The sequence below is a fragment of the Aquipuribacter hungaricus genome, from assembly GCF_037860755.1.
Classification (GTDB): domain Bacteria; phylum Actinomycetota; class Actinomycetes; order Actinomycetales; family JBBAYJ01; genus Aquipuribacter; species Aquipuribacter hungaricus.
In genome coordinates, this window is the sequence record NZ_JBBEOI010000010.1 from 20,352 (window position 1) to 41,733 (window position 21,382).

At 72.4% G+C, this 21,382-nt stretch carries 22 protein-coding genes and 1 pseudogene; 10 read left to right on the forward strand and 13 right to left on the reverse strand.

Annotated elements, in window-relative coordinates; genetic code table 11:
- Window positions 1-2 precede the first annotated feature (2 nt).
- The 9 genes and pseudogenes from WCS02_RS03260 to WCS02_RS03295 all read right to left on the reverse strand — a co-directional run bounded on the left by WCS02_RS03260 (window position 3) and on the right by WCS02_RS03295 (window position 6,836).
- Window positions 3-1,502 carry an FtsK/SpoIIIE domain-containing protein gene (locus WCS02_RS03260; RefSeq protein WP_340289689.1) on the reverse strand — a complete coding sequence of 500 codons (1,500 nt, stop codon included), beginning with the start codon at window positions 1,500-1,502 and terminating at the stop codon, window positions 3-5.
- A gap of 104 nt (window positions 1,503-1,606) precedes the next feature.
- On the reverse strand, window positions 1,607-1,894 hold the full coding sequence (locus WCS02_RS03265; RefSeq protein ID WP_340289692.1) for a hypothetical protein: 288 nt from the start codon (window positions 1,892-1,894) through the stop codon (window positions 1,607-1,609).
- Between the two features lies 1 nt (window position 1,895).
- Window positions 1,896-2,303 carry a hypothetical protein gene (locus WCS02_RS03270; RefSeq protein WP_340289695.1) on the reverse strand — a complete coding sequence of 136 codons (408 nt, stop codon included), beginning with the start codon at window positions 2,301-2,303 and terminating at the stop codon, window positions 1,896-1,898.
- A gap of 107 nt (window positions 2,304-2,410) precedes the next feature.
- Window positions 2,411-2,950, reverse strand: coding sequence for a flavoprotein (locus WCS02_RS03275; protein ID WP_340289698.1), 540 nt, complete (start codon window positions 2,948-2,950; stop codon window positions 2,411-2,413).
- A 17-nt stretch (window positions 2,951-2,967) separates the two neighbouring features.
- Window positions 2,968-3,945 (reverse strand): hypothetical protein, encoded by a 978-nt coding sequence (locus WCS02_RS03280; RefSeq protein ID WP_340289701.1) that lies wholly within the window; start codon window positions 3,943-3,945, stop codon window positions 2,968-2,970.
- 57 nt (window positions 3,946-4,002) lie between these two features.
- Window positions 4,003-4,179: pseudogene (locus WCS02_RS21145) on the reverse strand (helix-turn-helix domain-containing protein); the annotation flags it as partial.
- 151 nt (window positions 4,180-4,330) lie between these two features.
- Window positions 4,331-5,143, reverse strand: coding sequence for a HEAT repeat domain-containing protein (locus tag WCS02_RS03285; protein WP_340289704.1), 813 nt, complete (start codon window positions 5,141-5,143; stop codon window positions 4,331-4,333).
- Window positions 5,144-5,305: 162 nt separating this feature from the next.
- Window positions 5,306-5,671 carry a hypothetical protein gene (locus WCS02_RS03290; protein WP_340289707.1) on the reverse strand — a complete coding sequence of 122 codons (366 nt, stop codon included), beginning with the start codon at window positions 5,669-5,671 and terminating at the stop codon, window positions 5,306-5,308.
- A gap of 142 nt (window positions 5,672-5,813) precedes the next feature.
- Complete coding sequence (locus WCS02_RS03295; RefSeq protein ID WP_340289710.1) at window positions 5,814-6,836, reverse strand: hypothetical protein; 1,023 nt, start codon at window positions 6,834-6,836, stop codon at window positions 5,814-5,816.
- Between the two features lie 305 nt (window positions 6,837-7,141).
- On the opposite strand from WCS02_RS03295, the gene WCS02_RS03300 reads away from it, so the two are divergent.
- A complete protein-coding gene (locus WCS02_RS03300) occupies window positions 7,142-7,510 on the forward strand; it encodes a hypothetical protein (RefSeq protein WP_340289713.1) in 369 nt (122 codons plus the stop codon).
- Between the two features lie 662 nt (window positions 7,511-8,172).
- Here WCS02_RS03300 and WCS02_RS03305 read toward each other — a convergent pair.
- A complete protein-coding gene (locus tag WCS02_RS03305) occupies window positions 8,173-8,973 on the reverse strand; it encodes a hypothetical protein (protein ID WP_340289716.1) in 801 nt (266 codons plus the stop codon).
- Window positions 8,974-9,437: 464 nt separating this feature from the next.
- Between WCS02_RS03305 and WCS02_RS03310 the strand changes: the two genes are divergently transcribed.
- Entirely contained in the window at window positions 9,438-10,427 is a 990-nt protein-coding gene (locus tag WCS02_RS03310; protein ID WP_340289719.1) for a hypothetical protein, read from the forward strand.
- Window positions 10,428-10,907: 480 nt separating this feature from the next.
- Here the strand turns inward: WCS02_RS03310 and WCS02_RS03315 are convergent, their stop codons facing one another.
- The gene (locus WCS02_RS03315; protein WP_340289722.1) at window positions 10,908-12,377 is read right to left on the reverse strand and encodes a malectin domain-containing carbohydrate-binding protein; all 1,470 of its coding nucleotides are present in this window, start codon (window positions 12,375-12,377) and stop codon (window positions 10,908-10,910) included.
- Window positions 12,378-12,539: 162 nt separating this feature from the next.
- Here WCS02_RS03315 and WCS02_RS03320 point away from each other — a divergent pair, with 162 nt between their 5' ends.
- The 5 genes from WCS02_RS03320 (at window position 12,540) to WCS02_RS03340 (ending at window position 15,874) form a co-directional block, all read left to right on the forward strand.
- Window positions 12,540-12,845, forward strand: a complete 306-nt coding sequence (locus tag WCS02_RS03320) for an ArsR/SmtB family transcription factor (protein WP_340289725.1) — start codon at window positions 12,540-12,542, stop codon at window positions 12,843-12,845.
- Complete coding sequence (locus tag WCS02_RS03325; protein ID WP_340289728.1) at window positions 12,842-13,294, forward strand: SRPBCC family protein; 453 nt, start codon at window positions 12,842-12,844, stop codon at window positions 13,292-13,294. The genes WCS02_RS03320 and WCS02_RS03325 overlap by 4 nt, the downstream gene beginning before the upstream one ends.
- Before the next feature lie 134 nt (window positions 13,295-13,428).
- Window positions 13,429-14,229: a basic amino acid ABC transporter substrate-binding protein gene (locus WCS02_RS03330; protein WP_340289731.1), complete on the forward strand. Its 801-nt coding sequence runs from the start codon at window positions 13,429-13,431 to the stop codon at window positions 14,227-14,229.
- Between the two features lie 35 nt (window positions 14,230-14,264).
- On the forward strand, window positions 14,265-15,095 hold the full coding sequence (locus WCS02_RS03335; RefSeq protein ID WP_340289734.1) for an amino acid ABC transporter permease: 831 nt from the start codon (window positions 14,265-14,267) through the stop codon (window positions 15,093-15,095).
- Window positions 15,092-15,874 carry an amino acid ABC transporter ATP-binding protein gene (locus WCS02_RS03340; RefSeq protein ID WP_340289737.1) on the forward strand — a complete coding sequence of 261 codons (783 nt, stop codon included), beginning with the start codon at window positions 15,092-15,094 and terminating at the stop codon, window positions 15,872-15,874. The genes WCS02_RS03335 and WCS02_RS03340 overlap by 4 nt, the downstream gene beginning before the upstream one ends.
- A gap of 66 nt (window positions 15,875-15,940) precedes the next feature.
- Here WCS02_RS03340 and WCS02_RS03345 read toward each other — a convergent pair whose 3' ends face one another.
- Complete coding sequence (locus WCS02_RS03345) at window positions 15,941-16,966, reverse strand: aldo/keto reductase (RefSeq protein WP_340289740.1); 1,026 nt, start codon at window positions 16,964-16,966, stop codon at window positions 15,941-15,943.
- Between the two features lie 190 nt (window positions 16,967-17,156).
- On the opposite strand from WCS02_RS03345, the gene WCS02_RS03350 reads away from it, so the two are divergent.
- Genes WCS02_RS03350 through WCS02_RS03360 form a run of 3 tightly spaced genes read left to right on the forward strand, consistent with a single transcriptional unit; the run spans window position 17,157 to window position 20,511 of the window.
- The gene (locus tag WCS02_RS03350; protein ID WP_340289743.1) at window positions 17,157-18,914 is read left to right on the forward strand and encodes a PP2C family protein-serine/threonine phosphatase; all 1,758 of its coding nucleotides are present in this window, start codon (window positions 17,157-17,159) and stop codon (window positions 18,912-18,914) included.
- 41 nt (window positions 18,915-18,955) lie between these two features.
- The gene (locus WCS02_RS03355) at window positions 18,956-19,690 is read left to right on the forward strand and encodes an ATP-binding cassette domain-containing protein (protein WP_340289746.1); all 735 of its coding nucleotides are present in this window, start codon (window positions 18,956-18,958) and stop codon (window positions 19,688-19,690) included.
- Window positions 19,690-20,511: a hypothetical protein gene (locus WCS02_RS03360; protein ID WP_340289749.1), complete on the forward strand. Its 822-nt coding sequence runs from the start codon at window positions 19,690-19,692 to the stop codon at window positions 20,509-20,511. Before WCS02_RS03355 ends, WCS02_RS03360 begins: the two co-directional genes overlap by 1 nt.
- 76 nt (window positions 20,512-20,587) lie before the next feature.
- Here WCS02_RS03360 and WCS02_RS03365 read toward each other — a convergent pair.
- A partial coding sequence (locus tag WCS02_RS03365; protein WP_340289752.1) for a hypothetical protein occupies window positions 20,588-21,382 on the reverse strand: 795 nt, incomplete at its 5' end.

The following is a 21,382-nucleotide window of genomic DNA, read 5'->3' on the forward strand; positions in this document are numbered from 1 at the left end:
GGTCATGCCGGTGCTCCGGCCTGGGCCGGCGTAACGCCGGCGGGCGCTGTGTCCTCGGCCGGGTCCGAGGGCGGGGGGCAGAGCGCGGGTGCGGGGTAGGTGCGGCCCAGGTGCTCGATCGTCTTGTCCGGGACGTAGACGGCGCGGGCACGCTGAGGGTCGGGGACGCCGTCGATGCGGACGAAGCACACCCCCGGTGTCGAGAGCGGGATGCGGTCGCACGCGGCTCCGCGTTGCAGGGCGCCGTCGCCGAGGACCATGTCGACCTGGATCGGCTCGTCCAGCCGAAAGGCGACGCGGACGGCGTGCAGGCCCCGCCACCGGACGACCTCCTTGGACGGGTCCACGGTGGTGGTGATGACGGTGAACCCGACCGCGCGACCGCGGCTCAGGAGGGCGCCGAGGGCGGCCTCGACCCGACGGGCAGTCTTGGAGTCCGCTAGCGCTGTCAGGGTCGCCAGCTCGTCGACCACCACCACCCGGTGCGGGCTGCTCACCGACGGCTTGTGCTGCCTGCTGGTTCCGGCGAGGGCGGCGGCGCGCTGGTCGAGCTCGGCGACCAAGGCGTCGAGGGTGTCGGCCATGTCGTCAATCCGGTCCACCACGTCTGCCAGCGGGCGGGCGGGGGTGGCTTCCATGCCGCCCTTCGGGTCCAGCCACGTCACCCGCACCAGGCCCGCGTGCACCGCGGTCGACAGCCCCGCAACGATCGCCCACAGCAGGCTGCTCTTGCCGGAGCCAGTGGTGCCGGCGATGAGGACGTGCGCGCCGCGCAGCTTGAGCCGCCACGACGACCCGTCCTCGAGGACCCCGACCGACAGCCCCGCCAGGCCAGCGAGCACCGTTGTCGCGTCGGTGAGCGTCGGGACGGCACCGAGGAGCAGGGGCCGGCGGAGGGTGTCGGCGCGGGTGATGTCGAGCCACACCCACCCCGGCCCTGCCGGGCGCACCCGGACCGTCAGCGCCCGCCACGCATGCGCCAACGAGTCGCACCCCGCGGCGACGGTGTCCGGAGTGATTCCTGCTGGCAGGGCCACAAGGAGGTGGTCGGTGGCACCGGTGAAGCGGACCCGCCGCAGCCGGGCGACCTCTACCGACTGCCCCTGCTGCCGCAGCGCCCGGGGAGTGTCCGCCCACGCCAGGACCAAGGACCGCACCACGCCGGGGTCCTGCCGGCGGTCCGTGACGTACAGGCCGTGGCGCAGGGCGAGGGTCTGCCACGACGGGCCGTACCGGTAGCGGCGCCGCCACCAGCACCCCCACCACCGGCCGACAGTGCGCCGGTAGGACCGGGGCGCCCGCCACCGCCACACACCCAGCGACACCACCAGGACCACGGCGGTCAGGGAGAAGGCAGCCTGGTCCTGCCACCGCGACGACGCCCACCAGACGTACGCGCCGGACGTCAGGAGGCCGGCGCCGACGAAGGTACGAAGGGGACGACGCAGGACGTCGGCGAGCAGGAGCCGGAACACCCACCAGCCGTGACGCCACCCGCGCACCAGCAGCGGCCATGCTCGCCCCACCTTCCGGCTGGCCGTCCGTGGCGGCCAGGCAGTCGGAGTGACAGAGATCGGTGCCGACGCTTCGGTGGCCGTGGTGGTGATCATCGGTCGGTGTGGGTGGCGCGGGCGACGTTGAGCAGGTGCTCACCGACGCCCTCGACGAGCTTGAACGCCGACGACAGGTCCGCCGACATGCCGTCGTCCGGGTACTCCGCCACCCGCCGCATCAGGTACGCCACCGCGTCCAGGACCTGCCCCACGTCGGCCGCGGACTTGATGACGTGATCCCACACCTCCTCCGCTGACCCCATGCCGAGGTGACGTGCGTAGGCGACCACGTCCACCCCAGCGCCCGTCCCGACGCAGCCGGTGGTGCTGCCGATGGGCATGTCAGGCCGCCTCGGACGACGGCGCCGACCGGCGCACACCCTGACCGACGCCGGGGCCGGTGGGGGCGGCGATGGCGTCGGCGAACCAGTTCTCGATGATCCCGCCCGTCTTCGGCGACCGGACCTCCACCCGCAGCCCCTCGAACCCGATCGGCCCCAGGGCCGTGACGTTGGGCTGGTCCAGGCTGGACACCGTCACCGACGCCACCACCGACGCTGTCCGGCCGTAGGTGGTCTGCTGGTACATCACCTCCACCCCCCACAACGGCATCCCCGTCGCCTCGTCCCTCGCCTGCTGCTCCGACGGACGACGACCCCCACCTGGGGCCTCCACCCAGTCGAACCGGGCGTCCACCACCCCCGTCGCCACCATCGGCTGCTTGCTGCTGTCCACCGCGTAAGCCGGCATGACCTGCCCCTCTCACTCGTGACCGATCTGGTCGAGTGAGACGGTGGGCGCAGAAGCCCGTTCTGCCCCGCAACGGGGTGCTACCCGCACAAAAGTGCGGGTAGAGGTCAGCCGGCCGACTGCTCCGTCGATGACCAGTGCAGGCGTGACGCCGCTCGATTGAGCACCGCCTGCACCAGCGACGCTATGTCGAACTCAGCGGAGAGGTCCGCGCCGGTGCCCGACAAGACCGGGTCAACGGAGTCGGCCCCCGACTGCGGGTCGAAGAAGGAGACCCCGTGCTCGCGAAGACGCCGTAGGTGGCCGGTCAAAGCCGGATGGCCGAACAGGTCTTCGTTGATCATCGGTACTGCCGTGATCACCGCCCCTGTGCCCATGGCTTCACACAGGAGGCCGTGCGCATGGGTATCCGCAATGCCCAGCGCCATCTTGGCGGTGCTGTTGAAGGTGAGCGGGGCAACCACCCAGGCGTCCGCTCGTCGGGGGTCCGCCTGCTCCTGCGGGGGCCTTGCGATGTCCCAGCCGAGCGCGTTGTCAGTCAGCACCACAGACACCGTGAAGCCAGCCCCGGCCAGCGCCGCCGCGATGTCCGGCCAGCGGTGGGCGAGCGGCGCTGCGCACACCACGAGCGTGCAGGACCGGCTCACCGGTCCAGTCAAGCAGGTCAGTGCACGAGGCCCGCGCGGGTCGCCAGGTCGGTTAGTGCCCGCGTCTGGGTCTTGGTGCCGCGGGCCAGCATCTCGCGGACCATCTCCTGCGTGATCACGTTGTAGCGGATAGCGCCTGGGGCAATCCGCTCGGCGTCGAGGAGGTGCAGGGTGGCCTCAGCGTCGCGCCGTCGCTGCGCGTTGGCCCAAGCCAGGTCCACGTGGACCTGTGCTCGGCGGCTGGCCAACGCCTGTGGCAGCCGGCTGGGGTCGACGTTCGCTGCCGCTTCCAGTGCCCCCCGGGCGTCTCCGAGCTCGGCTGCGACGCTCACCCGATGGATGGCGACGTTGGTCGGGCCGAAGGCCGTGAACCCATGGTTGGCGTCATGCCCGAGGAGGTCCGCCAGCGCAGCAGAGCGCCCGAGACGCGAATCAGCCTCAGCGCGGTCGGTCCGACGCGCCGCGATCACTGCGCCGAGGAGCCACAGCGCACCGACAGCCGAAACCAGGGCGGGGTTGTCAGACCTCAGGTCGAAGTCGCGGCGGTCGACCATCGCCATCACGACGCGCTCCGCATCAGCGATGCGGTCGCCACGAAGGAGCGCCGCCGCGACCTGGTACATGGCCAACGACACGGCCACCTGTGATCCGGTGACAACCGCCACGGTGACGCACCGGTCGGCGGCCATGGTGGCAAGCTCTCCGTCACCGAGCTTGGTGACGAGCTTGGCGGCTAAAACGTAGGCCTCGACGTAGACCAGGGCCGCCTCGCGGTCCCCTTGCGGGTTCGCGGCGTGCAGCCTGTCTGCCTCGGTGAGGAGCGTCGGAAGCTCCGCGACGACGGTGGTGTAATCGGCCGCTTGGTAGTGAGCATGCAGTTCTGCGGACTTGGCTCGAATGCCGCCGACCGATGTCGCTGCGGCACTGCCTGGCGCTCCGACTGCCATCTCGTAGCTGGTGAAAACCCGCCGCACGTCGTCGAGCGCCGCCCCCATTCCTGCACCGTTCGGAGCGTGCCGCCAAGGCGTTCCCGTCAAGGAGGCCACGTCGACGCCCAGGACTCGAGCTAGGTCGAGTAGCACGGTCATACGGTCGACGGATCGGATCCCCCGCTCGACCTGGGACAGCCAGGACTCCGAACGCCCAACCAGTCCTGCCAGAGATGCTTGGCTCAGGCCACGGCGACGCCGGTACGTGGCGATTCGACGTCCAACGGTCCCCCCAACCATGACCTCACGATGCCACCTGACGCCGACAGCGTCACGGCCCTTGGCCGGGGCTGTGGACGAGCGTCACCACGGTCGTCCGCCCGCCGCACCGCGCGTCCCGCACCAGCCCCCTAAGCCAGTCGGGGATCGCCATCCGGGCATGGCGCCCCATCTACCGGACGTCAGCCGCAAGCTGCGCCAGCGAGGATCGCTCACGGAGTTGGTACGTGGCTGCTGAGTCTCCCTTGAGCCGGGCCGCGACTGCGTCGTAGAACTCGACAGCGCGGTGCGGAGCGATGTCGAGCAGCCGCCACATGGTTTGCGATGCCGTCAACGCGTCACCTTCGGCCAGGCCGTGGGCCCTTCGGCGGTAGAGCTCGGCCACCCCTTCTACGACGTCGTTCCCGATACCGTCGGGGTCCGTCAGCCGGCGAGCGGCGTCGGCGGTGTCGGCGGTCTCTGTGTCGTCCCAACCGTCAAGGTGATCCAGCACGAGCTCGTGCAGCTTGGGGTCGCACAGAGCCCCCGCGGCCTCGAGTTCCAGGGACCAGACGGAACCGGACTCCCGGCTGAGAGCCGCCAGGACGGCGTCCCGCGCTCGGGCGTCCCTCCGGTAGGCGAGTCCCACCAGCGCTTCGCACCGGACGTCGTCGTGATCGTCGCTCAGCCGGGCCGCTAAGGCGTCCCGGACCGCGTCGGTGTCGACCTCACGCCACTGGGTGCCTAGGGCCATGCAGGCCCAGTCGCGCACCTTCGGGTCCGGGTCGCCGCTCAATCGGACCCCCGCTGCCACCATGTCCGCTGAAGGTGGGTCGCCATGGCCCACCGAAGGAAGGTTGGCTGCGATCGCCCACCGCACCGCTGGGTTGTCGTGGTCGACCATCGCCAGCATCGCTCCCACGTCGGAGTCGTCAGCATCCTCGACGGCACGGTGAAACGCCTCCGTGTCCACCTGACCGGTCAGCAACATCTCCGCAACGCCCATGCCTCCGAGTATTCCGACCAGAGCGAAAGTCGAGGTGTCCTTCGCGCAGCGCACCCCGAACGCACAGCTGCAGACCGTTCGGGGCGACCCGCCTGCCGATCGGTCACTGGACGCTCCGCATGCCGATCGCCCCCTAGCCAAGCCAGTGCTGCCGTGGTGGACCTAGGTCAAAGCCACACCAGCCGCCCGGCTGTGGGCGAAGGTCACCCGCACGACCGCTGGCTCATCAGTGAGCAACGCTGTGTGAGTCTGCTCGCCATCCTCAATCTGCAACTTCGAGATGACGACGATGTAGGGACGAGCTTCAGCAGCCAGGACGGCCAGGTCGCGGAGCACGGTCGTTTCGTCGTCGAGCAGCAAGCCCTCATGCGCCAGGTGTCGAACGCGCCGCGGCCAAGTGTCGGTCGCCCCTGACGCTTCGTTGGGTGACGTGCCGACGACCTGCGCTCCAGCGGCGAGGGCGTCCCGCAGGCGCTGGTCGGGCTCAGAGTCGGGCCTACAGGCGGCGGCCAACTGCTGCTCGTTCACCATCGGAGGCTAGATGAGCGCCCGCGAATTGGGACCGCGTCGGCTGCCTCGACGCACGCGGGCGCACCTGCCCGTCCCGATAGCCGACCGCTAAGTGGGGACCCCGACTCGTGCTCGCTGGTCCGCAGTGTCGGTGGGGCTCCTATGGCTGGTTGGCGGAGGTCAGCTGTGTGTCCCAGCGGAGCTCGACCTCGCTCCCCGGGTCCACGAGCTCGAAGATGATGGGCTCGGAGCGGTACGAGGCCTTGGCCAGGCCCGTGAGGCCGAGTGCCCAGTCGACCCGGACGTGATCCCGGACGGTACGCGCGTCCGACATCGTCAGCCGCGAGGAGACCGAGCGCCCGTTGTTTCCCACGTAGGTCTTGCCGGCGATCGTGGCGGAGAAGATGCCCACGGGGCTCGCCTCACGCTCGAACCAGAGTTCCGCTCCTCCGAGCGAGAGCCGCCCGAGCGTGTCGGGGTGGGCCCAGATCGTCTGCCGGAAGGTGAGGATCTGACGGGTCAGGTGAAAGCTGTCCAGGCGTCCAACGGCGAGGTCGGCCTCGGAGGTTTCGATGTTCTGGAACAGGACGGGACGGGCGAAGCGCGACCGCGAGGCGGCGCCGGCCCCGGCGTCGGTGTTCTCCGCAGGGGCCTCATAGAGGGGTGCGGCGAGGTCGATGCTCCAGACCAGTTCCAGCTCCAGCTCCTGGACGACGAGGTTGACGTCGAGGTGCTGCACCGCCTCCGGGCTCGTCCGCAGGACCGGCGTGAAGGTATAGGAGCCGTCCATGTCCAGGCTGCTGTACCCCTGCAGCCACAGGTGCGGGCGTGCGCGGTCCCCGTCGTCGGGACCGACCCACTCCTCCGGCTCGTCGTGCTCGCCGTGCCCCCGGTGGACCAAGGCGCTCGGCATCACGTAGTCCTGGCCGTCAGCGGTCGCCCGCAGCACCCCGCGCACGGCCTGTGTGTCCTCATCCCAGGGCTGTAGGACGATCTCGGGCCGCTGTCGGGTGCCCGGCCAGAGCGTCAGCGTGAACCTGAGCCCGTCGGGCCCACGCTGAAGGCCGTCGATACGACCCACCGCGTCACCGCTTCGAGCGATGAAGACGCCCGGGTAGAGCGTGGGCACACGCCACGTGACGTACGGCTCGATGACGACTTGAGGTGAACGGGCTGCGGGCACCTGAGCAGGATGCCCAACCCGCCAACGCTTCCGTCAGGTCGTTGGCGCAGGTTCAGCCAACCGCTGTAGCCCCTGTCGGTGCCCCGTCGACCGGCCCGAGCGGAGTCGTCCCTGCCGTCGGCGGATCGGCAAGGGGTCCAACGGTCACATCCATCCACCGTCCCCGTTAGCCGACCGGCTACCGGCGACGAACTAACTTGGGCCTCACGAAGAAGTACGAGGGCGTCCTCGTGAGGGAACCGGAAGGTGTCTCCATGCGTCGGACGAGCATGCAGCGGCTCGGGCCCCTCCTGACCTTGTGCTGGGTGGCCGTGTTCGTACTGCCGGCCTGTGGCGGTGCCGCGACCGACGACTCGGCCTCCGCCCCCACCAGGGTCGTCGTCGCCGAAGAGGTGGACGGCATGGAGGCCCTCATCAGCGGACGGCTGACGGCGACGGACGGATGCCTCGGCATCGACGAGCAGCTCACCGTCTTCCCCGTCGGAACGACTGTGCTCCACCACGACCCGCTGCAGATCGAGATCCCCGGCCGTGGCGAGTTCACGCTCGGCGACAGCATCTCTCTCGGAGGCGGGTCCACCTCGCCCGCCACCGACACGGAGGGGCGACAGGTGGCGGCCGGAACGGTCATTCCGGCCGAATGCGCCGGTACCACGGTCATCGTCACGCACTGACCCGTCAACCTGTTTCGCCAGGCGGCCGAAGACCACGTCGCCCTACCAGGCCACGGCGTCCCACCGAGGATCCTCAGGAGGCGACGACTCGACGGTGCGAGCGGTCAGCAGGTGCCATCACGCTTGAGGCTCAGCCCTCGCGGCCGGGCGGGCGGTGGCCGGGATCGTGGTCCAAGAGCGGCGCAGCATCGGCTCTGAGGAGAGCGACCTGAGTGCGTGCGCAGCCAGCGCGATGCGTGAGAGCAGGCGCTGCGCCTGTACCCGCCCGACGCGCCGATCAGCAGGCCGGGGCTGTGACTGCCGGGTATCTTCGACTTCCATGATCAGCGATGGGCCGCTCGAAGGCGCGGACTGGTGGGTCATCGCTGCCGCCGTCGTGGGGCTCATCTACATCGGCTTCATCTTCGTCCGCGACCACCGGAAGAAGTAGCTCGGCATCTTCGCTTCGCGCGACCCTCGCAGCGAGGGTGCAGGAGCGCACGGTCGAGTGCGCCGGTCACGGACGACAACGATGAAACCGACAAGGTCGACGACGACCGGCGTGACCGACTGTCACGTCTACAGCTGGGGTCCCGGATGAGGATCCCTTGCGGGAGCACGCTTGCCTTGACCCACCGGGACGGCCGGCGGTCCTTGCTGGCCTGTGGCGTGCGGCTGCTGCGCTAGTAGAGCTCGGTCACTGTGACCTGTGGGAGAGCGGCTGCGACGTCGGCCCCGGTCAGTCCCTTGCATCGCCAGACGTTGACGAGTCCAAGGCGCGGTAGCCCGGCCAATACCTCCAAGGTCTGTTCAGCCGCACCTGAGGGGAAGTCGATGCTGTCCAGGTCCACTGACCTCAGTTGCTGGCCGGTGTTGAGGCCGGAGGCGTCCGTGAGCGTGAGGCAGCCCAGCTGCAGGTGCGTGACCGCGTTGAGGTTGACACCGGCCGTCGTGAGCGGCTGGCTTCGCCTGCGCGTCAGTTTCACTTCACGTAGGGCAGAGCCCGCCTGCAACCACGCAAGGTCGTCAGTCTTGATCCGCCAGCTCGCGAGGTAGTGGAGGGTCGGGTGGTGCGCTGCGGTGTCGAGGCCGTCGCGACCGTCCATCTCAAGCGACAGCAGGTTCGGCAGCTGGTCGATGCGTGCGGGCCGTTTGCAGGTGTCGTGCAGGACGAGGTGGGTCAGTGTGTCCACGTCCCAGACGGCGGTGTCGTCCTTGAGGGGTGTGTGGCAGAGGGCGCGGCGCAGGTCAGGGAGCTGGGAAATCCAACTGATGTCCTCGGTCCGGCCTCCTTGGAGGCTGACTTGGTGCACGCCCCGCTCGAGGTAGGCGGCGATGATGGCGGTGGGGTCGCCCCCCTCGTAGGTGACGCCCCTCCAGCCCCAGCCTTTGCCGTCGGTGATGCGGTGGACGTCCCCGCCGCAATCGCCGCCGATGGGGCGCGGGGTAGCGCGTTCGTCTCCGGGCGGGTAGCCAAAGATCACTTGAACAGTCTCACAGGCCCTGTCGTGCTCCGAAGGACGTTCTGGGCCCGTGACGCCCGAATGGCGTCTCGCTGACGGTGGCTGCTGGACGTTAGGCGTTCCGATAGCCGACCCCTCAGCGGCCACGCCGCCTCACAGCTACCCGATGCGCCCCAGCAGCCAGCGGCTCGTCCCGGTAGACCCGCCCGCAATACCGTCCCGGGAACGGGGCCGTAAGCGGCGAGTGTCCTCGGCGGTCCCTAGCGGCCCGCCCCCCTCGTCCCGGACTGCTGCATTGACCTCTATGGGATCAAGGCGCCGCGCTGCGCGCGGCGGCGGCCGGGCGTCGGCTTGCGCGTGCGGCGCAAGCGCCGTTCGCGCCGCCGCCCGGCCGCGTCGAGGAAGCGACATGGCCAGCGCGGGCATAGAAGTGACGGAATCTGCGATGCTCCATTGCGACGCTCTTAGGCCAAGAGGAGTATCCGGTGACAAGCGATGCCCTGGACGACAGAGTCATGTACGTCGACTTCAACCTTATGGAACCTGAGAAGTCGCTCAACGCCCGTCCGCTGCCTCCTCTACCCGACCCGCGGCTTTACGCCGACTACTCAGTTGTCACCGGTATGGGTGGAGAACAAATCTCCACATACGCCCTGTTCGCAACGTGGGGAGAACGTGCCACCGCGAGCGTCGATGCTCGTTGCGTCACCTCCATAACAAAATACATGCCAGAGTGCGAGGATCCCACGGGCTTTGAGCTGCACGCTACGAAGTTGATGAGCGGACAGTGGCGCGAAAGAAACGGGCTCGTCTCAATACTGCCTCGTCAGAACCTGAACCTCTTTTTCGACGACCTGAGTTTCAGGCTTGCCCGCGTGCGGTATTCCGCTCTCGTCTTGGGCTTCGCTCGTACGACCACCTTGAGCGACCCCTCTCACCTCCTGAATTCGACCATCAGCGTGTTGCGAAAAAGGTTGATGCAGTTCGGCTGGACCATCGGCGACTGCCAGATCCTGATCGATCGCGGTGATGCCTTCCGACTCCGTCAGGGGGTCTTCGGCATGCCAAGTGAGCACGGAGGCGGACTAGACCGACCCCGGTACCGACTGGTCGACAGCGCCGACTACAGGGGTGTGCAGGTCGCCGACATGGCTGCCCTCTTCTGCGGCTACATGGTCAAGTCGCACCTGGCTTCCGCCGCTGCGAGCCGGGCGGGCCAGCCGGCTGACAGCTTCCGGTACACGGCGCGTCTGCACCGGTCCTTCCTCGAACATCTAGATGCTGAGATTTTTTGGACCGGACCCGTTGAGGAATTCTCAGATCCGTCAAGCTGGCCGAGTCTCTGCCACCAAGACGTCATGCCGTACATCCCGGATGACCCCGAGCCAGCCTCCTTAACATGCGGGGTGCGGAGTAGCTATCGCGCCAATCCAAGACAAGCAACCGCATGGCGAATCGACGAACGCTCGATGTGACTGGGCGGCGTTTCAACCAGGGTCTATCCAAGGGCACACACGGGGCTCCGCCCCGAACCCCGGGCCTCAGCTCAGGGATGCGAGGAAGGCACCGTGGCGGTGATCCCGTCGCGCCGGCCAGCCACAGGTCAGCCACCCCGGCGCCGGCCTGTCCAGGACCTACGGCCGCTACGCGGTGACTACGTCATCCTGGACAGGTCAGCACCGGGCCGGCTCACGACCCAGCTGGCCGACGCGACGGGATCACCACCCACACCACCCGAGTTGGGTAAGCGGCAGTCCACCGCCAGTCCGCACCCAGTCCGCAGACGGACGAGAACTGCTAACGACAAACTGTTGCGCACCAGCGACGTCCGGCCTGGTCAGCAGGTCAAAGTGGACCAGACTCCGCACCCCCGACTGGCCTTCTAATCCGTAGGTTGCCGGTTCGAGTCCGGCCGGGGGCACCGGACCGGGCACGGGCGCCGGCCGACGGAGCCCTCAGCCGACGTAGCCGGGGCTGACGTAGGAGCGGCCGGGTGTGCCGAGCAGCGGGGACGGCACCGTGCCGGGCCGCGCCAGGCGGACGCCCGCCATGTCGACGACGTGGTAGGTCCCCTGGAACACCGAGCCGTCGATGACGGTCTTGCGGGGGTGCACGAAGGCGACGTCGCGCATCTCGATCCGGTACTTGCCGGGGGTGTACTCGCGGCCCGCGGCGTAGGCCATGATCCCGCCGTCGCCGTCGTGCTCGGCGCGCACCCGGCTGAAGCGGTAGCGCAGGCTGGAGTCGTCGGTGCCGTAGTCGGCGGGGTTGAGCATGAAGTTCTGGTAGCCGGAGTACCCGTCGAGCCGGTTGATCTCGAACAGGCCGTCCCTGCCGCCGCCCCAGACCTGCACCATGTCGGCGTGGTGGCCGCTGGAGCCGCTGTCGATCTTGTCGATCTTCACGTTCTGCACCGTGTACCGCGTGCCCGTGGTGCGGACGTCGACGTTGATGCCCTCCTTGCCGACGCCGGTGGAGCTCGTGAGCCGGACGCCCTCGACGTAGACGTGGCCGCCGGCGGCACCGTTCACGCGCTTGATGACGAGCGGCTTGCTGGAGGCGGCGGACCGGATCTCCCCGCCGATGAGCACGCTGTTGCGTCCGCCGCCGATCTGGATGCTCCCCGTCCCGATGTCGACCAGGCCGTCCTTGATGACCAGGCGGTAGTCCTTGGTCGGGTCCAGCCGCGGCGTCTGGTTGGTCGAGGTGAGGTACACCGTCACCGGGTCGACCAGGACGGGGGGCTTGATCTCCAGGCGGGTGGCGCCCGCGACCGGCGCAGGCGCGGGCGCGACGGGAGCCGGGGCGGGCGCGGGGGCCGCGGCGCCGACCGGCAGGACGGTGATGCCGGCGACGACGGACTTGTCGACCGTCGCGGCGAAGGCCAGGTCGAGGCGGCCGTCGGTGACCGTCACCCGGGCGGTGACCCGGTGCGCCCGGTCGTGCCCGACGGTGCTGTGCAGGTCCAGGTCGCGGAACACGGTCGTGCCCTCGGCGGTCGCGGAGAAGCGGCGCGCGCCCGAGGTCGTGAACCAGGTCTCGGCGGTGGCGACGGTGACGTCGTACGTGCCGGACAGGACCGGGATGGCGTACCCCTGGGCCCCGATGCGGCGGGCCTGGTAGAGGGCGCTGCTCGTGGTGCCGGCGACCGTGTCCCCCGACCAGCTCGTGGTGCCGCCGACGTACCAGCGGTCGGCCTGGTACGCCTGCCCCTCGAAGGTCCCGGCGGGACCGCCGGCGTTGATCCGCACCGGGGCCTGCACGGAGGCGGCCTGCACGGTGGCGGGCTGGCCGGTGGCGAGGTGGCTGGTGGCCGCGGGGGCAGCCGGTGCGGCGGAGGCGGGCACGACGGTGGCGACCGCGGCGACCAGGGCCGCGAGGACCCCTCCGGTCGCCGAGCGCGCTCGGGATCGGGCGAGGGGCATGAGGTTCCTCCGGTGTCGGGGCGGGGGGCCCGGCGCTGTCACGCCGGGCACACCCTAGGCGCGGGGCCCGGAGGGCGGTCCAGACCCTGGGACGGGGTGGGACCCGGCGGGACGGCGCGGAGGGGGTTGACCGCCGCACGGCCCCGCTCGACAGTTAACCGCGTGGTTCACCATCAGTTCGCGGCGCTGGGCGACCCCACCCGGCTGGCCATCGTCGAGCAGCTCGCCCGCGGCCCGGCCCCGGCCGGCGACCTGGCGACCCCGGCACGGATGTCGCTGCCCGCCGTCCTCAAGCACGTGCGCGTGCTCGAGGACGCCGGCCTGGTGACGTCCGTCAAGCGCGGCCGCGTCCGCGAGTGCCGGCTGAGCGACGACGCCCTCGTCGCCGTGGCCGCGTGGACCGCGCACCAGCAGGCGCTCTGGTCGACCCGGCTGGACGCCCTCGGCACACTCCTGGAGGACGCATGACCACCACCCCGCTGCTGTCGTTCGACCTGGACCGCACCTACCCGGCGCCGCCGGAGAAGGTCTGGACCGCCTGGACCGACCCCGACCTGCTCCGCCGCTGGGCCTGCCCCGACCCGGACTGGCTGGTGTCCGCCTGCGAGGTGGACGCCCGCACCGGTGGCGGCTACACCCTGCGATTCGGCCCCCGCCCCGGCGGCGACGCCCACGGGGAGACAGCGACCTTCGCGGTGTACGAGCCCGTCGAGCTGCTCGTCCTCGACGTCGTCACCTCCGGCGACGGCATGTCCGAGGGGTCGCGGTGCACCGTGCGGCTGGCGCCGGTGGACGGCGGGACCCGCCTGGACCTCACCGTCGAGGGCCTGTCGGGCGATGAGGCCGCCGAGGGGATGCGCACCGGCTGGCAGTGGTGCCTGGAGGGCATCGCCGCCCAGCTGGAGGCCCAGGGCTGACGCGCGGCGGGGCAGCGGGCGGCGCCGGACGCGACGCCGGCCGTCCCGGGTCCGCCGCACGGGCGCTCGCAGGTGGCAGCATCGGGGCACCGTCGGGGACCTCGTCCCCGCGCCGACGACCACAGGAGACCGACGTGCCCAGCCCGCGGAGCACCGCCAGCACCCTCGCCCTCGGCCTCGCCGCCGCCCTCGCCCTGTCGGCCTGCGGCGGCGGCGAGGAGGCCGCGACCAGCGAGTCCGGCGTCCCGCTGGTCCAGGCCGGGACCCTCGTCACCTGCACCCACCTGCCCTACGAGCCGTTCCAGTTCCAGGAGGGCGGGGAGATCGTCGGCTTCGACGTCGACGTCGTCGACGCCATCGCCGAGGACCTGGGGGTCGAGCAGGAGATCGTCGACACCCCGTTCGAGACGATCCAGTCCGGCGAGGACCTCAACGCGGGCAAGTGCGACCTCGCCGCCGCCGGCATGACGATCAACGACGTCCGCGAGGAGAACCTCGACTTCTCCGACCCGTACTTCGAGGCGACGCAGGCGCTCATCGCCCCGGCGGGCTCGGGCTACACCAGCCTGGACGACCTCGCCGGGCTGTCGCTCGGCATCCAGGCCGGCACCACGGGCGCGGAGTACGCGCAGGAGAACGCCACCGAGGCCGAGCTCGTCACCTTCGAGGACCTCGGGCTGCTGCTCACCGCCGTGCAGTCCGGCCAGGTCGACGCCGCGATCAACGACAACAGCGTCCTGTACGACTTCGCCGCCGACAACGACGACGTCGAGGTGACCGCCGAGTTCGAGACCGGCGAGGCCTACGGCATCGGCGTGAAGACCGACAACACCGAGCTGCTGGAGGCGGTCAACGCCTCGCTGGCCCGGATCCAGGAGGACGGCACGTACGACGAGATCTACGAGGAGTGGTTCGGCACCACCCCCACCAGCTGAGCACCGGCGCACCACCACGACGGAGGAGGGCGACGGTGAGCACGGAGGCCACGCAGGTCACGCAGGCCCCGGCACGGCGGCGGGTGTCGCCCCGGCGCCGGGGGCAGGTCGTCAGGGCGGTCCAGTACGCGGTGCTGGCCGCCGTGGTGCTCGTCGTCGCGGTGCTCGCGGACTGGTCGCAGATCCGCCGCGCGTTCTTCGACGCCGAGGTGGCCGCGGCGCAGTTCCCGCGCGTGCTCACGGTCGCGCTGGTCAACACCGTCTCCTACACGCTGCTGGGCTTCGCCTTCGGCCTGGTCCTGGGCCTGGTGCTCGCCCTGATGCGGCTGTCCTCGGTCGGGCCGTACCGGTGGCTGGCGACGCTGTACATCGAGTTCTTCCGCGGGCTGCCGGCACTGCTGGTGTTCGTGGCCATCGGCACCGGGGTCCCGCTGGCGTTCCCGGGGACGTTCCTCAACCGCTACGTCATCGTCATGCTCGCGCTCGGCCTGGTCGGCGCCGCCTACATCGCCGAGACGCTGCGCGCGGGGATCGAGGCGGTCCCGAAGGGCCAGGTCGAGGCGGCGCGGTCGCTCGGCATGTCGCAGTCGCGGGCCATGGTGTCGATCGTCATCCCGCAGGCGTTCCGCGTGGTCCTGCCGCCGCTGACCAACGAGGTGGTCATGCTCACCAAGGACTCCTCGCTGGCCTACCTGCTCGGCTCCACCCTCGCCCAGCAGGAGCTCGCGCAGTTCGGGCGGCAGGCGCTCACGGAGTACCGCAGCCTCACCCCCGTGCTGGTCGCGGGCAGCTGCTACCTCATCATCACCATCCCGCTGGGCTTCCTCGCCCGGCGGCTGGAGCAGCGGACGGGGAGGGCCCGGTGAGCGAGGTCGCGGCCCGGGCGGACCGGGTCGTCACGGTGCAGGGCCTGCACAAGTCGTTCGGCCCGGTCGAGGTGCTCAAGGGCATCGACCTGCAGGTGGTGCGCGGCGAGGTGGTGTGCGTCATCGGCCCGTCCGGCTCGGGGAAGTCGACCGTGCTGCGCTGCCTCAACCTGCTCGAGCAGCCGTCGTCGGGCACGGTCCACCTGCTCGGCACCGACGTCACCGACCCCGACTGCGACATCGACCGGGTCCGGCGCCGGGTGGGCATGGTGTTCCAGCAGTTCAACCTGTTCCCCCACCTCAGCGTGCTGCGCAACTGCACGATCGCCCAGCAGAAGGTGCTCGGTCGGGGGCGCGAGGAGTCCGAGCAGGTCGCCCGGCGCAACCTGCAGCGCGTGGGGCTGTCGGACAAGGTGGACGCGTTCCCGCTCCAGCTGTCCGGCGGGCAGCAGCAGCGCGTGGCGATCGCCCGCGCGCTGAGCATGGACCCGGACCTCATGCTCTTCGACGAGCCGACGTCGGCGCTGGACCCCGAGCTCGTGGGCGACGTGCTGTCGGTCATGCGCGGCCTCGCCGAGGACGGGATGACGATGATCGTCGTCACGCACGAGATGGCGTTCGCCCGCGAGGTCGCCGACCGGGTCGTGTTCATGGACGCCGGCCTCGTGGTCGAGGAGGGCACGCCGTCGCAGGTCATCGGCGCCCCGCGGGAGGAGCGCACCCGCGTCTTCCTCCAGCGCGTGCTCGACCCGACGCACACCGGGCCGGACGCCGGCTGAGGCGGGCGGCCGGCGCAGGGGGTCACCCCCGGCGCCGGCGTCCCGGACCCCGGCGCCGGCCGGGCGTCAGAGGCTCTCGCCGGTGGGCGCCGCCCACCGCTCGACGGCGGCCAGCTCGTCGTCCCCCAGCGGCGGTCCCTGCGTCGCCCGCAGGTTGCCCTCCAGCTGCTCGACCGAGCTCGCACCGATGATCGCCGTGGTCACGCGCGGGTCGCGCAGCACCCAGGCCAGCGCGAGCTGGGCGAGCGTCTGGCCGCGACCGGTGGCGATCTCGTCGAGCGCGCGGGCGCGGGCGGTGAGGTCGTCGGTGACGTCGTCGCGGGACAGGTACGTGCTGCGCGTGGCCCGGGACCCCTCGGGGACGCCCCGCAGGTAGCGGTCGGTCAGCCGGCCCTGGGCGAGCGGGGAGAACACGGCCACGCCGGCCCCCGCCGCCTCGGCGGCGTCCAGCACGCCCGCCTCGGGGCGCCGGTCGAAGATCGAGTACCGGGGCTGGTGGAGCACCAGCGGGGTGCCCAGCCCGGCCAGGATCGCGGCGGCCGCCGCCGTGTCCTCCGGTGAGTAGTTGGAGATGCCGACGTAGAGCGCCCTGCCGGACCGCACGGCCGCGTCGAGGGCGCCCATGGTCTCCTCCAGCGGCGTCCCGGGGTCGCGGCGGTGGGAGTAGAAGACGTCGACGTACTCCAGGCCGGTGCGCCGCAGCGACTGGTCGAGGCTGGCGAGCAGGTACTTGCGCGAGCCGCCGTCCCCGTAGGGGCCGGGCCACATGTCGTACCCGGCCTTGGTCGAGACGACGATCTCGTCGCGGTAGGGACGCAGGTCGCCGGCCAGCACCTGGCCGAACCGGCTCTCGGCAGCGCCGTAGGGCGGGCCGTAGTTGTTGGCCAGGTCCAGGTGCGTGACGCCGAGGTCGAAGGCCCGCAGCAGGATCGCCCGTGCGGTCTCCGGCGCGCGGTCGTCGCCGAAGTTCTGCCACAGCCCCAGGGAGACCGGGGGCAGGAGGAGCCCGCTGCGCCCGGCCCTGCGGTAGTCCGTGCTCGCGTAGCGGTCGGGCGAGGCCGCCCAGGTCGTGCCGGTGCTCGTGTCCACCATGGGTCCGGTCCTTGTCTGCTGGTCGGTGTGGCGGGGCGACCGTAGCCGCGGCGGGGGCGCCCGTGCTGCGCCCCACCGCCGGCCGGCCGGCAGGGTTCGCCCGGTCTGGCTATCAAGGTCTGTGACGGACGTGCCGATGGGGCGGTGGGGGGCTCCTGCCCCCCCGTCCAGGAGAGGCAGGACCCACCGCATGGCCAGCCACCCAGGAGCGCGGCCGCCCGGCCGGCGGCGCGTGCTGCCGCGCGGGACGCCGCTGCCCGACGACGTCTGGGCCCTGCGCCACCGGGTCTTCCTCGCCGCGGCCTGGGCGGCCGCCGCCGTGGTGCTCGCCTGGGGCACGCTCAGCCACGGTCTCGCGCACGGCGTGCTCGACGCGCTGCCCGTCGCCGTCCCCTCGCTCCTGGCGACCGTGGTGTCGGTGGGCGCCCGTCGCTGGCGGCGCGAGGCCGCGTCGTCCACGGTGATGCTGGCGCTGATGATGGCCGCCGCGGTCGTGGTGCACCTGTCGCACGGGCTCATCGAGGCCCACTTCCTCTTCTTCGTGGCCGTGGGCGCGGCCGCGGCGTACCAGACCTGGGCCCCCTTCCTCACCGCGGTGGGCTTCGTCGTCGTGCACCACGGGCTGCTGGGGCCGCTGTCCGGGCAGGAGATCTTCAACCATCCCGCGGCGCAGGAGCGGCCGATGGTCTGGGCGCTGGTCCACGGCGCGCTGCTCGCCGGGGGCGCCGCGGTCGGCGTGGCCTCGTGGCGCGCGGACGAGGTGGTGCGGGAGCGCCTCGCCACCGTCGGGGCCCGCAGCCGCCTCATCGTCCGCACCGTCGAGGACGGCATCGTCGCCGTCGACGCGCGGGGGCGGGTCGTCGAGGCGAACCCGTCCGCCGAGCGGCTCGTCGGCACGGGCCCGCTGGCAGGGCGCCGACTCGCGGACCTGCTGCTGGACGGGGGGGCGTCCCTCGCGGCGGGCAGCAGCCTGCTGCGGACCCCCACGGGCACGCCCGTCGCGGTCACCGTCGCGCCGGTGCAGGGGGACGACGCGGTCAGCGCGGTCGTCACGGTGCGGGACCTCACCGTCGCCGCCCGCGCGGCCAGCGCGGAGCAGGCCCTGGCCGACCTGGTCGTGCGCGAGGAGGCGCAGCGCCGCGACGTCGCCGCCCTGATGGCCGCGGTGCGACCGCCCGCGCTGGCCGTCGAGGGCCTGGAGACCGCGGTCGCCTACGAGCCGGCCGCCAGCGCGCCCGCCGGCGGCGACCTGTACGACTGGCAGCGCCTCCCCTCCGGCGAGGTGCTGGTGGTCGTCGTGGACGCCATGGGCCGCGGCACGGCCGCGACCCGCGAGGCGCTCGCGGTCACCACCACGGTGCGCACCCTGGCGGTGGCGGGCTGCCCGCTGGGGGACCTGGTCTCGCGCGCGAGCGCCGTCCTCGCGGTGACGCACCCGGACCTGCTCGCCACCCTGCTGGTCGCGGTGGTCGACCCGGCGACCGGGCGGCTCCGCCTGGCCGGCGGCGGCCACCCGCCCGCGGTCCTCGTCACCGCCGCCGGAGCCCGGGAGCTGCAGGCCGACGGCCTGGGCGTGGGCTTCCCGGACGCGGGCAGCTCGGGGACCACCGAGCACGTCCTCGCCGAGGGCGACACCCTGGTCCTCTACACCGACGGGCTCGTCGAGGGCACGCGCGACGTCACCGCCGGCCTGCTCGAGCTCGCGCGCGCCGCGGCCGCGATGCCCGCGGCACCGGTCGGGCAGTTCGCCCGGCGGCTGCTCACGGACGTCAGCACGTGCGCCCTGCAGGAGGACGACTGCCTGGCGGTCGTCGTCCGCCGGCCCGTGGTGACGTCCGACCGTGCGGCCCCCGCACGGTGGGTGCCCGCCGGGGGCGACCGGTCGGGCGCGGACGACCGGGTCCCGGCGCTCGTCCCCTCCGCAGGGCGGGGTCCAGGACCCTCCTGACGGGCGGGGTGCGCCGGGCGGCCGATGACGACGCTGGGGGCATGGACACAGACGGACACCCCCCCGTGCAGGCGACCGGCCTGCGCAAGAGCTTCCGCGGCCGGCTGCGCGTCGACGACGTCAGCCTGGCCGTCGGCCACGGCCGCGTGACCGGCCTGCTCGGCCCCAACGGCGCGGGCAAGACCACGACGCTGCGGATGCTGCTCGGGCTCGTCTCGCCGGACGCCGGCCGGGCGACCGTGCTCGGCCGGCCCTACCGCGACCTCGACCACCCCGCCCGCACCGTCGGCGCGGTGCTCGACGCCGGCGGCCTGCACCCCGCCCGGACCGGCCGCCAGCACCTGCGCATGGCCGCGCTGCGCGCCGGGGTCCCCGCCGCCCGGGTGGAGGAGGTGCTGCACGAGGTCGGCATGGCCCCGGACGCCGACCGGCGCGCGGGCTCGTACTCCCTCGGGATGAGGCAGCGGGTCGCCCTCGCCGCCGCGCTGGTCGCCCGGCCGCGCGTGCTCGTGCTCGACGAGCCGGCCACCGGGCTGGACCCGACCGGCATGCACTGGCTGCGCGGGCGGCTGCGGGCCTTCGCCGACGCGGGGGGCGCGGTGCTGCTGTCGAGCCACCTGCTCGGCGACGTCGAGCACGTCGCCGACGACGTCGTCGTCCTCGTCGACGGCCGGGTCGTCGCCTCGTCCACCACCGACCAGGCGCTGGCCGCCGGCGGCGGCGGTCTCGAGGACTTCTACCTGCGCCTCACCGACGGCCGGGCGGGGGTGCGCTGATGGTGCGCGCAGAGCTCCTCGGCCTCCTCACCACGACCGCGACCAGGGTCGCCGCCGTCACCGCGCTCGTCGGGCTGCTCCTCACCCAGCTCGTCCTCGTCACCGTCCTGCCCGCGCTCGCCAGCGGGGACATCGGGCCCGGCGCCGCGGCGCTCGGCGACGACCTGCCCCCGACCGACCTGGCCACGGCGGCCGTGCAGGCAGACGCCCTGAGCCCGCTCGGGGCGTCGGCGGGCGGCGGGTCGCTGGGCGTGGCCGTGGTCGCGCTGGCCCTGCTCGGCGTGCTGGCCGGCACCAGCGACTCCCGGTACGGCGGGATCGTCGGCGCGGTGCTCGCCTCCCCCCGCCGGGAGCGCCTCATGGCCGCCCGGGCCGCCGCCGTCGGCCTCACCGGGCTCGTGCTGGGCGCGGCGCTCGTCCTCGTCAGCTCGACCACGCTGGCGGTGACGCTCGGCGCGACGGGCACGGCGCCGGCGCTGGCCCCCGCGGTCGCCGCCGGGGTGGTGGGACGGGGCGCGGTGGCCGTCGCCTGCCTGGTGCTCCTGGGGCTCGCCGCCGGGGTGCTGGCCCGCGACCAGCTCGCCGGCGTCCTCGGCGTGCTGGCGGTCCTGGTCGGCGAGCCCGTCCTCGCGGCCACGGTCCAGCTCGTCACCGGCACCGTCCCGGTGTGGGCGCAGCTGCTGCCGGTGGCGCTCACCCACGCCGCGGTCGGCGCGACGCCGTCGGCCCTGCCACCGGGTGCGGCGCTGGCGGCCCTGGCGGGGCTCACCGCGCTGGCGCTGGCCGCCGCGACCGTCGCGCTGCGGCGTCGCGACGTCTGAGGCGAGGGGCCTCCTCCGGGACCCACCCGTCCGGCCCGGACGGGTGGGTCGGGTCGCCGCTCCGCCCCCCGGCCGGTCAGCCGGCGTGGTGGAGCACGGTGTACCGGCCGACGACGGCCTCCTCGACGTAGTGCTCCTCGAGGGCACGCGTGCCGGCCCGGGCGTCGATCCCCCAGGTCCGCAGCGACGGGCCGGTGAGGACCACCCAGTCCGGCGCCGCGGGACCGGACAGCAGGGCGGCGAGGTCGGCCAGGCGCGGGTCGTGCACCCGGACGGGCAGGCTCCACAGGTCCGGGTAGGGGCTGTGCAGGCCTGCGCCGTGGAGGACGTCGGGGTGGCCGTAGGCGACCAGCGCGTCGTCGCCCGGCGCGGTGTGCGCCCGCAGCCAGGCCACGACGTCGTCCTGGGGTCGGGCGGGCGGGTGGGCCACCGCCGCGGCCAGCGCCAGCAGGCACGCGACGACCGCCCACGCGATCGGCACCAGCCCGGCCGCCCACGCGCGCCCGACGCCGCGCGCGCCGCCCTGGACCACGGCCGTCGCCATCGTCAGGCCGGTGACGGAGCAGATGAGGTACGGCGGCCAGTAGCTCGCGCCGCCGAGGACCGCGACGGACTCCCACGCCAGGACCGCCGCGGCCGCGGCGCGCAGGTCCAGCGCGCCGGGCGCCGGGCGACGTCGCAGCGGCGCGACGAGCAGGAGCAGGACGAGGGGGGCGCCGCTGCGCAGGAACGCCTCCCCGAGGTCGACGAGCCGGTCGCCCGTGGCGTCGCTGGCCGAGGAGGCGACCACCGCGGCCGCCTCGACCCGGAACACGACGGCCGCGTCCCAGAGCTCGGCCGGGGTGGTGCCCGTCGCGGCCGCCCCGGCCAG

Coding starts and splice junctions, on each gene's coding strand:
- WCS02_RS03265 (WP_340289692.1), bottom strand. CDS start 1,894: ATGCCCATCGGCAGCACCACCGGCTGCGTCGGGACGGGCGCTGGGGTG.
- WCS02_RS03270 (WP_340289695.1), bottom strand. CDS start 2,303: ATGCCGGCTTACGCGGTGGACAGCAGCAAGCAGCCGATGGTGGCGACG.
- WCS02_RS03280 (WP_340289701.1), bottom strand. CDS start 3,945: ATGGGGGCGGCGCTCGACGACGTGCGGCGGGTTTTCACCAGCTACGAG.
- WCS02_RS03285 (WP_340289704.1), bottom strand. CDS start 5,143: ATGGGCGTTGCGGAGATGTTGCTGACCGGTCAGGTGGACACGGAGGCG.
- WCS02_RS03315 (WP_340289722.1), bottom strand. CDS start 12,377: ATGCCCCTCGCCCGATCCCGAGCGCGCTCGGCGACCGGAGGGGTCCTC.
- WCS02_RS03325 (WP_340289728.1), top strand. CDS start 12,842: ATGACCACCACCCCGCTGCTGTCGTTCGACCTGGACCGCACCTACCCG.
- WCS02_RS03345 (WP_340289740.1), bottom strand. CDS start 16,966: ATGGTGGACACGAGCACCGGCACGACCTGGGCGGCCTCGCCCGACCGC.
- WCS02_RS03350 (WP_340289743.1), top strand. CDS start 17,157: ATGGCCAGCCACCCAGGAGCGCGGCCGCCCGGCCGGCGGCGCGTGCTG.
- WCS02_RS03355 (WP_340289746.1), top strand. CDS start 18,956: ATGGACACAGACGGACACCCCCCCGTGCAGGCGACCGGCCTGCGCAAG.
- WCS02_RS03360 (WP_340289749.1), top strand. CDS start 19,690: ATGGTGCGCGCAGAGCTCCTCGGCCTCCTCACCACGACCGCGACCAGG.